Source organism: Streptomyces sp. NPDC005262 (assembly GCF_042872425.1).
In the GTDB taxonomy this organism is placed as follows: Bacteria; Actinomycetota; Actinomycetes; order Streptomycetales; family Streptomycetaceae; genus Streptomyces.
The window spans coordinates 610,084-625,404 of the sequence record NZ_JBIAKK010000001.1 but is presented as its reverse complement, the minus strand read 5'-3'; the positions used below and the strand labels follow the sequence as shown (position 1 = coordinate 625,404).

General features: G+C 68.1%; 14 protein-coding genes. 12 read left to right on the top strand and 2 right to left on the bottom strand.

The features are described 5' to 3' along the window. Positions 1-99: 99 nt before the first annotated feature. Together ACFYP5_RS02710 and ACFYP5_RS02705 are read right to left on the bottom strand one after the other, a co-directional pair. Entirely contained in the window at positions 100-2,064 is a 1,965-nt protein-coding gene (locus ACFYP5_RS02710) for a serine/threonine-protein kinase (RefSeq protein WP_389029613.1), read from the bottom strand. A gap of 214 nt (positions 2,065-2,278) precedes the next feature. Beyond that, complete coding sequence (locus ACFYP5_RS02705) at positions 2,279-3,940, bottom strand: chitinase (RefSeq protein WP_389030710.1); 1,662 nt, start codon at positions 3,938-3,940, stop codon at positions 2,279-2,281. A gap of 727 nt (positions 3,941-4,667) precedes the next feature. Between ACFYP5_RS02705 and ACFYP5_RS02700 the strand changes: the two genes are divergently transcribed. The 12 genes from ACFYP5_RS02700 to ACFYP5_RS02645 all read left to right on the top strand — a co-directional run bounded on the left by ACFYP5_RS02700 (position 4,668) and on the right by ACFYP5_RS02645 (position 15,309). Beyond that, positions 4,668-5,534 (top strand): hypothetical protein, encoded by an 867-nt coding sequence (locus ACFYP5_RS02700; protein WP_389029610.1) that lies wholly within the window; start codon positions 4,668-4,670, stop codon positions 5,532-5,534. Between the two features lie 154 nt (positions 5,535-5,688). Next, a complete protein-coding gene (gene cpaB / locus ACFYP5_RS02695) occupies positions 5,689-6,396 on the top strand; it encodes a Flp pilus assembly protein CpaB (protein ID WP_267002547.1) in 708 nt (235 codons plus the stop codon). Positions 6,397-6,403: 7 nt separating this feature from the next. After that, the gene (locus ACFYP5_RS02690) at positions 6,404-7,705 is read left to right on the top strand and encodes a CpaE family protein (protein WP_389029607.1); all 1,302 of its coding nucleotides are present in this window, start codon (positions 6,404-6,406) and stop codon (positions 7,703-7,705) included. A 3-nt stretch (positions 7,706-7,708) separates the two neighbouring features. Beyond that, positions 7,709-8,131, top strand: a complete 423-nt coding sequence (locus ACFYP5_RS02685) for a TadE/TadG family type IV pilus assembly protein (RefSeq protein WP_078878608.1) — start codon at positions 7,709-7,711, stop codon at positions 8,129-8,131. Between the two features lie 3 nt (positions 8,132-8,134). After that, positions 8,135-8,512, top strand: a complete 378-nt coding sequence (locus ACFYP5_RS02680) for a TadE/TadG family type IV pilus assembly protein (RefSeq protein ID WP_326627753.1) — start codon at positions 8,135-8,137, stop codon at positions 8,510-8,512. Between the two features lie 60 nt (positions 8,513-8,572). Next, a complete protein-coding gene (locus ACFYP5_RS02675) occupies positions 8,573-9,910 on the top strand; it encodes a CpaF family protein (protein ID WP_389029603.1) in 1,338 nt (445 codons plus the stop codon). A gap of 10 nt (positions 9,911-9,920) precedes the next feature. Then, the gene (locus ACFYP5_RS02670) at positions 9,921-10,859 is read left to right on the top strand and encodes a type II secretion system F family protein (protein ID WP_389029601.1); all 939 of its coding nucleotides are present in this window, start codon (positions 9,921-9,923) and stop codon (positions 10,857-10,859) included. Between the two features lie 14 nt (positions 10,860-10,873). Beyond that, positions 10,874-11,761, top strand: coding sequence for a DUF5936 domain-containing protein (locus ACFYP5_RS02665; RefSeq protein ID WP_389029598.1), 888 nt, complete (start codon positions 10,874-10,876; stop codon positions 11,759-11,761). Positions 11,762-11,812: 51 nt separating this feature from the next. Continuing rightward, positions 11,813-13,129 (top strand): sensor histidine kinase, encoded by a 1,317-nt coding sequence (locus ACFYP5_RS02660; RefSeq protein ID WP_389029595.1) that lies wholly within the window; start codon positions 11,813-11,815, stop codon positions 13,127-13,129. A 40-nt stretch (positions 13,130-13,169) separates the two neighbouring features. Then, entirely contained in the window at positions 13,170-14,252 is a 1,083-nt protein-coding gene (locus tag ACFYP5_RS02655) for a response regulator (RefSeq protein ID WP_389029592.1), read from the top strand. Positions 14,253-14,467: 215 nt separating this feature from the next. Then, positions 14,468-14,698 carry a hypothetical protein gene (locus ACFYP5_RS02650; RefSeq protein WP_355226248.1) on the top strand — a complete coding sequence of 77 codons (231 nt, stop codon included), beginning with the start codon at positions 14,468-14,470 and terminating at the stop codon, positions 14,696-14,698. Next, positions 14,698-15,309, top strand: a complete 612-nt coding sequence (locus ACFYP5_RS02645) for a pilus assembly protein TadG-related protein (RefSeq protein ID WP_389029589.1) — start codon at positions 14,698-14,700, stop codon at positions 15,307-15,309. Before ACFYP5_RS02650 ends, ACFYP5_RS02645 begins: the two co-directional genes overlap by 1 nt. Positions 15,310-15,321 lie beyond the last annotated feature (12 nt).

Genomic DNA, 15,321 nt, shown 5'->3' with positions numbered 1-15,321 from the left:
GTGGGCTCCTTCCTCCGCCGTGCAGCTGCACGCACCGGACCCCGCACCCTGATCCAGCCTGATCCGGACGGAAGACCCTGGGAGTGTCCGGCGGCGGGCTCAGTCGGTCTGTGTCGTGCACAGGACGTTCTTCCCGCCGTCCACGTCGTAGATCCAGTAGTTGTTCCGGTCTCCCTGGCTCCGGGCGCAGTAGCCCCGTGGATAGCTCTTCTGCGCCCGGTGGTAGCCAGTGATCTGCAAGGTCGCGTTGTAGCCGGAGGGGACCTTGGCCGCGTCGCAGCTCCAGACGTTCATGAGGAGCGACTTGGTGACGGAGGTGTTGCTGATCTTGGCCACGAAGCACTGCCCGGTGCGGAACTGGCGCTCCAGGCAGAGCGACACGGTGAAGTCCGACACCGAGCCCATGTGGTACCAGTACGAACGCCCGTTACCGGTCGGGCAGTCCGCGAAGCTGATCCCTTTCCGCGCGGACGTCACCCGGGTGTAGGCGTCGGCGGCACCGCACGACACTGTGCGCGGCGCGGTCGTGGACCAGTCGTCGTAGCCGTCGGCGTACGCCGTGAGGCAGTCCCCGGTCGATACGGCGCGGAAAGCGGCATCGGTGGCATCGGGCGTCGGGTCGGGGTCCGCGACGGTGCCGGAGGAGGACGAGCCGCTGCTGCCGGAGGATGACGTGTAGCCACTGCTGCCGGAGGTGCTGCTGCCCCCACTGCTGCTTCCGGCATCGGACTCCCACGGCCGCCAGACCACCAGCACGAAGAAGATCAGCGGGATGAGCCACCAGCCGCTCGAAGAACCCTTCTTTGCCGGCGGGGCCGTGACGGACGCCACGGACAGGGGCGGCTGCTGGGCCGATGACGAGGAAGCCCGCTTGCGGGCCCGCTCCTGGCGGCGCTCCTCGGCGCGCTTCTGCTCCGCGACGCGTTGGGCCTCGAGTCGCGCGGCCTGCTCGCGGACGGCCTGCTTCTCGGCCCGCTCGCGCTCCGCCCGTTCGCGTTCCTGTTCCTTCTCCCGTTCCTGTTCCCGCTCGCGTTGCGCCCGCACCCGAGCGGCCGCCGCCTCCGCGTCCCGCGTGTACATCTGGGTCCGGCCCGGATGCGGTACCGCCGATGTCCGCTGATCGACGGTCAGGCCGTCGGGGTCCGCCGCCGCGCCGCGCCGCAGGGCGTCACTCTGACGTTCGTACACCTCGATCAGTGCTGTCCAGCGGGGCGGGAGCCAGCGGCTCCCGCTCTGCGAGAGCGGCAGTCCGGTCATCGCCCGGCGGAACTGGTCCAGCACGTCGGCCGGTACGGGGCGGTCCGCCGGGTGCACCGCCAGACAGGGACGGATGAGAGGTACGAGTTCCTTCGGCAGCCCGTCGAGATCCAGTTCACCGCGCTGCACCCGTGCCAGCAGGGCGAGGGTGTCGCCGTCGGCGCGGTACGGCGGCCGCCCCGTGGCGAGGTGGAAGAGCGTCGCGCCCAGCGAGTACACGTCGGACGCCGCCGTCGACGTCTCGCCGCGTGCCTGCTCGGGCGAGGTGAAAGCGATGGTTCCGAGGGTGAGGCTGGTCCGGGTGAGGTCGCTGGCGTGTGAGATGCCGAAGTCGATCAGCCGGGGGCCCGTCAGCGGAAGCAGGATGTTCTGCGGCTTCACATCCCGGTGGATGATGCCCTCGCGGTGCAGCGTGACGAGCGCCTCGGCCGTTCCGGCAGCCAGCCACCGTACGGCGGACGCGGGTAACACCCCGGCGGCACGCACCAGTTCGGAGAGGGCGGGTGCGGCGATGTAGTCGATGGCCATCCACGGCTGCACGGCGTCCGGGTCCGCTTCCCGTACCCGCGCCGTGAACGCGCTGTCGATCCGCTGCGCCAGCTTCACCTCGCGGGCGAACCGGCGTCGGTCGACATCGCTGACCTCGCCCTCGGCCAGCAGTGTCTTGACCGCCACGAGCTGCCCGTCGGCGGCCTGCGCGAGGTAGATCCGCCCCATGCCGCCGGACGCCAGCCGGCCGAGCAGCCGGTTCGTCCCGAGTGCTGCCGGATCGCTCTCGCTCAGCCCTTCCAGCCGTGCCCCCGCCATGTAGCTCCCCCCGTCACTTCATCGCGCGGTGAACAGGGTCCCACGAGGGCTCGCAAGGTGCCACGATTCACTCTGTACCAGGTCGGCAACTTCCCTTTCCGGTAAGGAATTACGGGCGAGGAGGAGACCGGAGGTCGCGGCACGCGGACGCGGACATGCAGCAGCGCCACCGGGGGAGCGGTGGCGCTGCTGGTCACTGATACCGGACGGTGGTTTACGGCAGGCCGTGCACGTGCGGGCCCACCGCGTTCGACCAGGCGTTGCCCGACTTGGCGTCCCAGTTGGTCGACCAGGTCATGGCGCCGCGCAGCGACGGGTAGGTCCTGGACGGCTTGAACGAGCCGCAGTTCGTGCCACGGGCGAGGCAGTCCAGGGCGTTGTTCACGATCGTCGGCGAGACATAGCCGCTGCCCGCGCCGCTGGTCGATGCGGGCACACCGAGCCCGACCTGGGCCGGCGAGAGGCCGCCTTCCAGCTGGATGCAGGCGAGCGCGGTGAGGAAGTCCACCGAGCCCTGCGAGTAGACCTTGCCGTCGCAGCCGAGCATCGAACCGCTGTTGTAGTACTGCATATTGACGACGGTCAGGATGTCCTTGATGTTGAGCGCCGTCCTGAAGTACTCGTTCGACGTCGACTGCATGTCGATGGTCTGCGGCGCCATCGTGATGACGAGCTTGGAGCCCGCCTTCGACGAGAGGGACCTGAGCGCCTGCGTCATGTAGGTGGAGTTGAGGCCGTTCTCCAGGTCGATGTCGACCCCGTCGAAGCCGTACGTCTGCATCATCGAGTAGACGGAGTTCGCGAAGTTCGTCGCGGAGGTGGAGTCGTTGATCGAGACGGTGCCGTTCTGGCCGCCGATCGAGATGATCACGGACTTGCCGGCCGCCTGCTTGGCCTTGATGTCGGCCTTGAACTGGTCGACGGTGTAGCCGCCGAGACCTGCCGAGTCGAGGTTGAAGGTGACGCCGCCCGGGGTGCCGGTCGCGTCGGCGAAGGAGACCGCGATGATGTCGTAGTTGGCCGGCACGTCGCTGATCTTCTGGACGGTGGCGCCGTTGTTGAAGTTCTGCCAGTAGCCGGTCACCGCGTGTTTGGGCACGGTGCCGCCGCCTCCGCCGCCACCGGTGGCCGAGGTGGTACCGGTCACCGCCGTGGACTTGGCGGACTCACCGGCCGCGTTGGTCGCGGACACCTGGAAGGAGTACGAGGTCGAGGCGGTCAGTCCGGTCGCGGTGGCCGAGGCCCCGCTCACCGACTGCACCTTGGTGCCGTTCTGGTAAACGTTGTAGCCCGTCGCGCCGGACACCGCGTTCCAGGACAGGGCCACTGAGGACGAGGTGACGGAGCCCACCGCGAGCCCGGCCGGGGTGGCGGGCACGGTCGGCGCCGGGTCACCGCCGCCGCCCCCGTCCGGGCCGGTGACGGAGATGTCGTCGGCGAGGTAGGGGGCCTGCCCGTACCAGCCATGGAGGTACACGGTCACCGAGGTGGTGCTCGGGCCGGTGGTGAAGCTGGTGGAGAGCTTGGTCCAGCCGCTGGAGTCGGGGGTCCAGGTGGACACGTCGGTCGTTCCGGTGCCGGTCGCGCCGATGTACGTGTATCCGCCCTGCACCCAGCCGCTGAGGGCGTACGTGGAGTTCGGCTTCACGGCCACGGCCTGTGTGCACTGGGCGTTGTCCTGGCCGGCCGGGGTCGCCTTCAGGGCCGCGGCTCCTCCGTGCACGGGGGAGGAGACGGTGGTGCCGCTGCCGTTGGAACAGGTCCAGTTGGCGAGTCCGGACTCGAAGCCCGCGTTCTTGGCGTTGTTGACGTCGGCGGCCTGGGCGGTGCCGACGAGACCGGTGAAGGTCAGCGCCGCCGCGGCGACGACGGCCATGACGGAGCCGAGGACCGGGCGGATGCGGCGTCTGCCGTGCCGGGTGCCGGATGAGCGTTCCACGTGCTTGCCTCCGTGGGGGAGTCGGGGATGCAGGGGGATGCATCGGGGGTGCAGGCGGGTGCCGGGGGGTACGACACGGGCATGAACGTGCTGCGTGTGGAGGTGCGTTGAAGAACGGTGGCCACCGTTGGCCGACAAAGCTGGTCCAGACCAATCGAGTTGTCAAGACCTCTGGCGACCACGGGTTCCGGAGAGGAGTGCGACGGGCGTGCGCCGGCCGGGGTCCCGGTCGCTGTGGTTGCCCTCCAGGGACACAATCGGCCTCTGCCGTCAGCGAGTCGGGTGGGCGGCGGGCCAGGTCGGCCTGGGCGGTCGGACGGTGACGGAATTCGCACCTCCGGAATGGCGCACCAACACCCGAGATCCATTCTGACGTGCATGAATGAATTCAGGCGGCGAAAATCGGAACGCGTTTCGGTAACCCTCCGCAGTGGTACAGGAGTTAACAACTCTCTGTTTCGCCCGATTTCGCACCTGGGTGTCGCCCGCCTGTCGCGAGGGTGTTGCCCGGATGTAGCTGTACTGGTCCACGAAAGGTGTTCTCTGGCTGGTAAGACGTAGATAAAGTGCTGTGGCAGAAGCACGGAGCAGGAGCGATTGCGGCCGCCGTCAGCGCGACGGTGGCCGGAGCCGAACGGGGACCAGCGTGCCGACCGCAATAGCAGTGACCAGTGCTGATCTTGTGCTGCCACCGACCGACCAGCAGACACCCACGGCGGCCTTGCTGCAGGCTCCGGAAGACCAGACGATGGATCTGGCGATCAGTGACATGCATGTGCTGCTGGAGCAGCACGGCTATGTCGTCGCCGTCTACTCGGCCGGTCTGCCGGCCGCCCACGAGCGCAGACTGCATTCCGTCAGATCGGTCCTGGAGAGCGACCGCATCGCCCTGCTCAAGGTGGACCTCCCGCCGCTCGGCATCGCCGTACTCGTCAGACAGCTGCGCCAGTTGTCGATCTGCGACTTCAGCCCCGGGGTGGTCGCCTCCGCCGCCCGGCTGCTGCCGCACTACATCTACCCAGGCGCCATGCTGAACTCGGTGACCAAGCTGGACCGGGTTCCGGTCAGTCTCAAGACACATGCCAAATCATGGGTGCCGGGCTCCCAGTTCGCCGTGGTCGCGGGGCCGGACCCGCAGCTCGTCAAGGTCGGACCGGCCGTGGAACCGCCCTCCGGGCCGGAGTTCGGAACGCATCTGCTGATCGCCAAGGGCCAGTCGCAGTCGGACTGGGTGCACAAGACTCTGGCACCCGCCTGGAAGGTCCAGGCCATTCAGGAGGTCACTCTGCCTTCTGACTCCTCCCGCTGGTGGGGAACCGGAAAGCTGGTGGAATTTGCCGCCTATCTTCCGGACATCTCCGTTCTGTACCAACTGGTGGCCTCCGTAAGACGCGAGAACTGTCACTGGTGCGGAATGGAACTCATCGGAGATCGTTGCGGTTTCTGTTCCTCACCACTTCCTCCACCCGAGAACCGAATGCACCCCGGAAGTGTCCTGAACCAAGGAGCGGCCGTGCAGCCACGGTCGTGACGTCCCCGCATTTCCGCAACACGCGTAGACGCAGACGTCGTACAGGCACAGTCCCAGACGCGAATCCCGACCGACTTCCAGACGTACGCCCAGTCACCGCGCATCCTTCTGTCCGCTGCCCCACGCATCCGATACGAACGAGGTTGTCCGGCCCATGAACTCCCGCCAGCGCCGCGGCGTGATACTCCTGCTCCTGTCAGTCCTGTGCGCCTTCGGCGCCTTCGCCGGCGTGCTCTCGGTGATCAGTGACGTCAACTCGAAGGTCGGCCCCGAGGTGTCGGCCTACCAGCTGAAGTCCGACATCGCCCCCTACACGGCGCTGTCCTCCGGACAGTTCGAGAAGATCAAGATGCCGAAGCGCTGGCTGTCGACCAACGCCGTGACGGACCTCTCCGAGGTCAACGGAAAGATCGCCGTCACACAGCTGCGCAAGGGCTCGCTGCTCCAGTCGGACATGATGCAGAAGAGTCCCGAACTCCAGCCCGGTGAGCAGGAGATCGCCATCATGATCGACGCCGCCACGGGCGTCGCCGGCAAGATCACCCCCGGTTCGACGGTCAACATCTACGCCACGTTCGCCGGCGAGCAGGACGGCGCCCCGTCCCAGTCGAAGGTCATCGTCTCCAACGCCAAGGTGCTGGACGTCGGCAAGCTGACCGCCCTGGAGCCCGGCCGGGACGCCAAGACGAACATGGGTACCGAGGCCGTCCCCATCACGTTCGCACTCAACACGCTCGACACCCAGCGCATCGCCTACGCCGAGTCCTTCGCGGAGCACGTACGCCTCGCGCTCCTGGCCTCCGGCAGCGACAGCACCATCCGGCCGGGCGACCGCACCTACACGCTCGACAAGGACAAGTGAGGATCGAATGACCACAAGGATCCTCCCGGCCGTCGGTGACCCCGACGCGGCCAGATCCGTCACCACCCTGCTCAGCCAGCTTCCCGACGCAGAGCCGGCCGCACCGGTCGGCGACTCGACACAGCTCATCGACACCCTCGCCCGCCTCGCCGGCGAGTCGCTCGACGAGCTGCCCGAGGTCGTGCTGGTCCATGAGCGGATCGGTCCGGTGCCGGCTCTGGAACTGATCCGGGAGGTCTCCCTGCGCTTCCCCGCCATCGGGGTCGTGCTGATCACCGCGGATGCCAGCCCCGGGCTGTTCTCCGCAGCGATGGAATCGGGCGCCCGTGGCCTGGTCACCCTGCCGGTGAGTTACGAGGAACTCGCCAACCGGGTCCAGTCCGCAGCCCAGTGGTCCGTCGGGGTCCGCCGTCACCTGGGCAGCGGAGGGGACGTCTTCACCGGCCCCGGCGGCACCGTCATCACCGTCAGCGGCGCCAAGGGCGGTGTGGGGGCGACCGTCACGGCGGTCCAACTCGCCCTGGCATCACAGGCGTCGGGGCAGACCGTCGCGCTGGTCGACATGGACCTCCAGTCCGGCGACATCGCCTCGTACCTCGACGTGCAGTTCCGGCGCTCCATCGTCGACCTGGCGGCGATCGCCGACATATCGCCCCGCGTCCTGTCCGACGCCGTGTTCAGCCACAGCACCGGGCTCGCCCTGCTGCTGGCGCCGGGTGAGGGGGAGCGCGGTGAGGAGGTCAGCGACCGGTCGGCCCGCCAGATCGTCAGCGCCCTGCGCTCGCGGTACGAGGTGGTGGTCATCGACTGCGGCAGCCAGCTCCAGGGAGCCGGCGCGGCGGTCATCGAAATGGCCGACACGGCGGTGCTGGTCACCACCCCGGACGTGATCGCGGTGCGCGGCGCGAAGCGCACCGTACGGATGTGGGAGCGGCTCCAGATCCGTAAGGCGGAGGAGACGCTCACGCTCGTCAACCGGTTCATCCGCAACACCGAGATCCAGCCGCCGCTGATCGAGAAGATCACCGGGACCAGGATGGCGAACACGGCCGTTCCCGCGAACTTCAAGGAGCTCCAGGGCGCCGTCGACGCGGGCCGGATGCACGAACTCGATGCCAAGAGCACGGTGAAGCAGGCGCTCTGGGGCCTGGCCGGCGAGCTGGGGATAGTGAAGCTCCCCGCCGGCGCGGACAGGAGTGGCGGCAAGAACGCCGGAAAGTTCAAGAACGACCGAGGCTCCATCGGGCGCCCGCGCAGACGGCGCGACGGTGACTCCGGGGGCCGTGGGACGACCGAGGGGACACGTTGACCAATGGCAGCCACCGAGATGAGAGGCCTGAGGATACGGAGGAGGCGTGACGGTGATTCCTTCCGTGAGCGGGATCGCGGCCAGACCGCGATCGAGTTCGTGGGCGTCACGCCGCTGATCATCCTGTTACTGATCGCGCTCTGGCAGTGCGCACTGATCGGCTACACGTTCAGCCTGGCGTCGAACGCGGCCGACGAGGCGGCCCGGGCGGGTACCGGGGCGGAGTACCTTCCGACGCTGGCCTGCAAGCGCGCGGCCCGGGAGGATCTGCCGGACGCCTGGGAGAGCAAGTCGAGAACGCACTGCCAGGCGACGCCCACCCTGTACAAGGCCGAGGTCAGCCTGAAGGTGCCGGTCCTGGTGCCCGGCGTACTCAACTGGCCGATGACGATCACCGGCGAAGCCGCGTCGCCGACGGAGGGCTGACCGATGAGCGAGCGCACAGGCACATCCCGCCGCGACCGCGGCCAGGTGGCCATCGAGTACATGGGCTTCATCCCGCTGCTGCTCCTGGTGGGCCTCCTGGCGATCCAGCTGGGCGTGGCCGCGTACACGGCCAACCAGGCCGGCACGGGCGCCCGCGCGGCGGCCCGCACGGCCAGCCACGACATGCCGCTGACGCTTCCCGAATTGGCGGGCCGGGAGGCGATGAGCGACTGGCTCTCGGACGAGCCCGACGACGCACAGTTCACCCCGAGTTACGGCATCGACGAGGTGACCTACACCGCGCGCGTCAAGATCCCCTCCGTCGTCCCTGGACTCAGCTGGGGCTACGCCGAGCGAAGCTCCACCTTCCCCCGGGAGTGACCGAGCCCCGCAGCGCGCGGCCGGAGCACCATCTGCACGTCGGATCAAGGGAGTTACGGAATGAGCCTGCGGGCCCGCATCACCGCCCCCGAGAAGAACAGCGGGGGGCGGGAGGACAGTCACATGGTGGCCACCTACCGCGCCAAGCTGCTCGAGGAGATCGACCTCGCGGAGATGTCCTCGCTGGCCGCCGCCGACCGGCGGGCTCGCCTGGAGCGCGTACTCAGCCACATCATCAGCCGTGAGGGCCCGGTCCTCTCGACAGTCGAACGCACCCAGCTGATCCGCCGGGTCGTCGACGAGGCCCTCGGCCTCGGCATCCTGGAACCGCTCCTCGAAGACGCGTCCATCACCGAAATCATGGTGAACGGACCGGACCAGATCTTCGTCGAGCGCAGCGGCAAGGTCGAGCAGCTCCCCATGCGGTTCGGTTCGCACGAGCAGCTGATGCAGACCATCGAGCGCATCGTGTCGACCGTCAACCGCCGTGTGGACGAGTCGAATCCTATGGTCGACGCCCGACTGCCCAGTGGTGAGCGTGTCAACGTGATCATCCCGCCGCTGTCGCTGTCCGGCGCGACCCTCACCATCCGGCGGTTCCCGCGCGCCTTCACGCTCCAGGAGATGATCAGCATCGGCTCGCTCGACGACCAGATGCTGATCCTGCTCTCCGGGCTCGTTCAGGCCAAGCTCAACATCATCGTCTCCGGAGCCACGGGCACGGGGAAGACGACGCTGCTCAACGCACTGTCCGGACTGATTCCGAACCACGAGCGCATCGTCACCATCGAGGACTCCGCCGAGCTCCAGCTCCAGCAGAACCATGTGATCCGCCTGGAGTCCCGCCCGGCGAACGTCGAGGGGAAGGGCCAGATCACCATCCGTGACCTGGTCCGCAACTCCCTGCGTATGCGCCCGGACCGGATCGTCGTCGGTGAGGTCCGTGGCGGCGAGTCGCTCGACATGCTCCAGGCGATGTCCACCGGTCACGACGGCTCGCTCGCCACCGTCCACGCCAACAGCGCCGAGGACGCACTTATGCGTCTGCAGACCCTGGCCTCGATGTCCGAGATCAAGATCCCGTTCGAGGCGCTGCACGACCAGATCAACAGCGCCGTCGACGTCATCGTCCAGCTCACCCGGCACGCCGACGGCTCCCGCAAGGTCACCGAGATCGCCGTGCTCGACTCGCACGGCCGCGACGCCTACCGCATCGTGTCCGTCGCCCGGTTCAACGCCCAGCCGATGGCTGCCGACGGGCGGATCTACGGCCAGTTCCAGTACCTCCCGCTCCCGCGCAAGATCGCCGACCGTCTCTACATGGCCAGCCAGCCCATCCCGCAGGCCTTCGGAGTCGCCGCGTCCGACGAACAGCTCGCCACCCGAGAGGCCAAGTAGGTACCGCGCCATGAACAATCTCCCTCTGCTCACGATCGGCGTCACGCTGCTCTTCGGAGTGACAGGCGTCATGGGCCTGTACGCCTACTCCGGCGGGAAGGCCGACCGGGACGCCCTCGTCGACCGGCTGTCGCACACCGGCCAGATCCCGGCAGCCGGTCGCCACCGCCGCTTCCAGGGCGTCGACCGCAGGCTGCGCAAGACGGGCCTGGGCCGCAAGCTGGAGCTGAAGCTCGCCGCCACGGGTCTGGAAATCACCCCGGGCGAGTTCTTCGTCTACGCGCTCGTCGCCATGGCCGGACTCTGGATGGCCGCCTCGTCGATCCTCGCCAGCTTCTTCGGTCCGGTCGCGGCGCTCATCGGTCTCTGGGGTACCAATGCCTTCCTGAACTGGCAGCGGACCAAGCGGACCGAGCGCTTCATCAACCAGCTTCCGGAGCTCTCCCGCATCCTCGCCAACGCCACCCAGGCCGGCCTCGCCCTGCGTACCGCCATCAGCATGGCGGCGGACGAGATGGAGGACCCGGCGGGAGAGGAACTGGCCCGCGTCGCCCGCCGCCTCGCCGTCGGCGAGTCGCTGGACGACGCGATGAGCGAGCTGACCGACCGGCTGCCCTCGCGCGAACTCGTCGTCCTGGTGACGACCCTGGTCCTGTCCAACCGGGCCGGCGGTACGGTCGTCAGCTCGCTGCGCAACCTCACGGAGACGCTGGAGGAGCGCAAGGAGACCCGGCGTGAGGTCAAGACGCAGCTGTCACAGGTGACCGTCACCGCATACGCCGTGCCGGTCTTCGGCTTCGGCGCGATGCTCCTGATGAACGCGGTGATGCCGGGCGCACTCGACCGGATGACCGGCGCCCTCATCGGCCAGGTCGCCGTGATCGTCTCCCTCGTCCTGTACACGATCGGATTCATCGTGATCCGACGCATGTCCCGTATCGACGTCTGAGGGGAGGAGCTGACATGAACCTGTTGCTTGCGCTCGTCGTGGGTCTCGCGGTGTTCGGAGCCATCGCCGGCATCCGTATGTACCGGGCCGACGCCAAACTCCCCGGCGACCTCGCCATCGCCTTGGAGGTCGGCGCCACCCGCACCAGTGCGGTGAGTTCCGGCATCGACCGGCTCGGCATGCGCTGGGCCCCCATGGTGCTGCGGATGATGGGCCCCAAGGCCGTCAACAAGAAGCGACGGCAGATCGACATGGCGGGCAACCCCGGCGGTCTGACCATCGACCGCTACGCCGCCCGCCGCTTCGTCTACGGCGCCCTGGGCCTGCTCGGCGCCTTCTCGATGATTCTGCGCGGCCAGCTCTTCCTCTCCCTCCTGCTGATCGGCTTCGGTCTGTTCTGGGTGGAGGTCGGCATCTGGTCGGCGGTCCGGGTCCGCAAGGACCACATCGAGCGGACGCTCCCCGACTTCCTCGACGTCCTGGCCGTCGTCGTCTCGGCAGGTCTCGGCTTCCGCCAGGCCCTGGGGCGTGTCGCCGACAAGTACGAGGGCCCGTGGGCCGACGAACTCCGCATCACCCTGCGCCAGATGGACATGGGCGTCAGCCGTCGCCAGGCCTTCGAGGAGCTGCGCAAGCGCAACGACTCGGAACAGGTCGCGATGTTCGTGACCACACTCCAGCAGGGTGAGGAGCTGGGCGCCCCGATCGTCGACACGCTGATCCAGATCGCCAACGACATGCGGCGTACGGACGCCCAGAACGCCCGCCGGAAGGCCGCCAGGGCCGTTCCGAAGGCCACCTTCGCGGTCACGACCTTCCTGCTCCCGGGAACCCTGGTCCTGCTGACGGTCGGCTTCGTCTACGGAGCCAACGTCGACTTCAGTTTCCTCACGGGCGGATGACATGCATGACGGGGATCTTGAGCACGATGACCAGGGGGAGGTGACAGGCTCATGTCGTTCCAGCTCGGCAGTTCACAGCTCGGACTGACCGCCGAGGTACGTCAGGCGATGGCCGACCCCGGAGCGCGCCCTGCGTTCGCGATCCAGCTCAATGCGCTCCAGGCCATGTGCCGTCAGGTCTTCGGCTTCCGGCTCGCGATGATCGCCATAGCCACTCCGTTCGCGATCGATCACACGGCGTCGGGCGTGGCCACGTGGCTGATCGGATCGGCCGTCCTCGTCACCTTCATGGGGTCGTACGTCCTCTTCCGGGACTGGGAACGCTTCGGCCCCGTCCTTCTGCGCCATCCCTGGCTGCTGGGCATCGACGCACTGTTCGGAGCCCTGCTGCTGATCACCGCCACGCCCGAGTCCACTCTCGCCTACGTCACCGTATGCACCCCGCTGCTGGCGGGACTCGTCTACGGCTGGCGGGGCGCGGCGGTCTTCGCGGCGCTCCAGACACTGATCGTCTTCGGTGTGTACGGGACCGACTCGAGGCTGCAGGCGAGCGACGCCACCGCGCTGCTCCTCCCCGGCTTCTGCGTGATCGCGGGCGCCGTCGGGGTCACCCTTCGCAATCTCCTCCTCCGGTTCGGCACGGCGAGCCAGGCTCTCACCGAGACCAGGGCGCGGCTGGCCGTGAACGAGGCCGTGGAGGGCGAGCGCACCCGGCTGGCCCGCGAGATGCACGATTCGGTGGCCAAGACGCTGCACGGTCTGGCGCTGGCCGCCGACGGCCTGGCCAGCTCCTCCGACCGGATGGACCCGCTCACCGTCAAGCACCAGGCCGAACTGGTCGCCCGCTCCGCCCGCCGGGCAGCGGCGGAGTCGCGGGAGCTGCTCTCCGACCTGCGCCGCGACTCCGGACTCGACGGAGGCGTGGACGTCGTCTCGGAACTCCGCGCCAGAGCCGACGACTTCACCCGCCGCCATGGGCTCACGGCCACCTTCCGCATGCTCAACGAGGCCCCGGTCCCGCTCGTCCCGCAGGTGGTCGCCCGCCAGCTGCTCACCGTCGCCTCCGAAGCGATGGAGAACGCCCATCGCCACGCCCACCCGACCTATCTCATCGTGCTGGCCGGCGTGAAGGGCGATGTCCTGCGCGTCAGCGTGTACGACGACGGGCGTGGCCTGCCGCCGGGCACGACGCTCGACGACCTCAAGCGCGCCGGCCACTTCGGCCTCGTCGGCATGGTCGAACGTGCCGCGTCCATCGGAGCCCGTATCCGCATCGGCAAGGGCAAGGCGGCCAAGGGCACCGAAGTGCGCCTGGAACTTCCGGTGGCCGCTCTCGCAGCCGGCCCCCACGCACCACAGCTGAACTGACCCGCTCCATACCCCCCAAGAACCTGAGAGGAGGTCGCAGATGCCGGACGACGTCTCCCGTGCGTCGGGCCAGAACTGGGCCGCACAGAACCACGCCTCCCAGCACACGTCCTCGCACGTCACACCGCTCAACTCGGAGCTCAGCTCCTCCGGGTTCCCCGTCCCCCAGCAGTCCGCGGCATCCGAGGCCATGCCTCCCCCCTTTCCCGCCGCTCCTCCGGCGCCGGTGGCCGGCCCGCTGAGGGTCGTCGTCGCCGACGACAACCCGGTGGTCCGGGCCGGCCTGGGCGTGCTGCTCTCCGGCCGTGAGGACATCGAAGTCGTGGCGGAGGCCGCGGACGGCCGCCAGGCCTACGACATGGCCGTACAGCACCGCCCGGACGTCGTCCTGCTCGACGTCCGCATGCCGGGGGTCGACGGCATCTCCGCGCTGCCGCACCTCGTGCAGGTCGCCCCGGTCATGATGCTCACGTACAGCCGCGAGAGCGAGATCGTCCACGAGGCGCTGCGGCTGGGCGCGGGGGGCTATCTGGTGCACGGGGAGTTCACGGCGGACCAACTCGTGCAGGCCGTGAGGGACACCAAGAGCGGGCGTGCGCACTTCACCGCCACCGCGGCGAACGCGCTCCTGGCCCATATGCGGCGGGGCCCCGGACCGCAGGGCGGACAGCTGCCCGAGGGGCTGGGGACCGCCCTGACCACGGGCGTTGCCCACCAGGGCCCCGGCTACGAGGGACAGGGGGCCGGACATGTGCAGCAACACGGTGCGCCTGCACATTCACCGCTCGCTGAAATGCCGTCACCTGCGACGCGGCCGGCACTGACCGCGCAGGGTCTTTCGCAATTGCAACCAGTTGTGGCACAGTCTTCAACAACCGGGGGGTCGGCCACGGCTCCCAACAGACAGCGGTACGGGCTGAGTTCGCGGGAGGTGGAGGTCATGGAGCTGATCGCGTCCGGCATGAGCAATCAGCAGATCGCCGCCACCTGCTTCATCAGCGAGAAGACCGTCAAGAACCACATCAACCGCATCTTCACCAAGCTGCACAGCGGCAGCCGCAGCGAGGCGATCGCCCGGTGGCTCGGCACGGCGCCGGCCCGGGGGAGTGGTGGACATGGCTGAGCGAGGGGCGCGGGCCCATGGCTTGAGCGTCAGGACCCAACTCGCCCTTTGGGCCCTGGATTGGGCCCTGGGACCCTCTGGCGGGCAGGGTGTTCCGCCGTATGTTTCTCATGTCGCAAACGGCACCGGCCAGGAGGAAGCCGGTAACGGAAACGACGACAGAGAAACGTGTGAGTCGGCCGGCTACCGGTCGGCCGAACCTGGAGGGGAACACCATGTCGAACATCACCCTGAAGACCGCCGTCCGCGTCAACGGCTGGGCCAGCACCGCCGTCCGTTCCATCCAGAAGCGCTACGAGGCCAAGGACCGCGGCCAGACGGCCTTCGAGTACCTCGGCATCATCCTGGTGGTCGTGGCGATCATCGGTGCGATCGTGGCGACGGGTATCGGTGGCGCGATCTCGGGCCGGATTTCGGGTCTGGTGAACACCATCACAGCCAAGTAATGCGGCGTCGCAACCGTACCGATGCAGGGCAGGCCTTCCCCATCTATGTAGTGATGGTGGCGGGCCTGCTCTTCCTCGCGTGTGCGTTCTTTGCTGTCGGTAAGGCATCGGCAACTCGAAACGGAGCTCAGGGCGCAGCGGACGCTGCCGTGCTTGCCGCGGCTCAGGACGCTCGTGACACCCTGGGTCCTCCGTTCGTCGCCTCACTCATGACGCCGGGCGGACTCCACGAGTTCCTGCAGGACTACATGTTCAACCCGGCGGCTCCCTGTATGCAGGCCGAGCGGTTCGCTTCCTCCAACCGGGCTGACACCACGACGTGTTACCCGACGTACGGGTACCTGCAGGACAAGATGCATGTCAGCATCCGGACTCGCTACACGGTCGGCGACACGGTGATCCCGGGTACGGAGACCAAGCAGGCCACCGCGGATGCGACTGCAGTCATCGAGTTCCGATGCACCTACAAGTTCAAGGGCGACCCGGGTGAACCGGTGGCCTTCAAGTGCGATGGCCGGGACGGCTTCTCGATCGACCCCACTGACTTCAATCAGAATGCATGGGCCGCATTGAGCAAGGCCATCTTCGCCGTCCACTTGGTCGACGACTGACAGCGAACGACG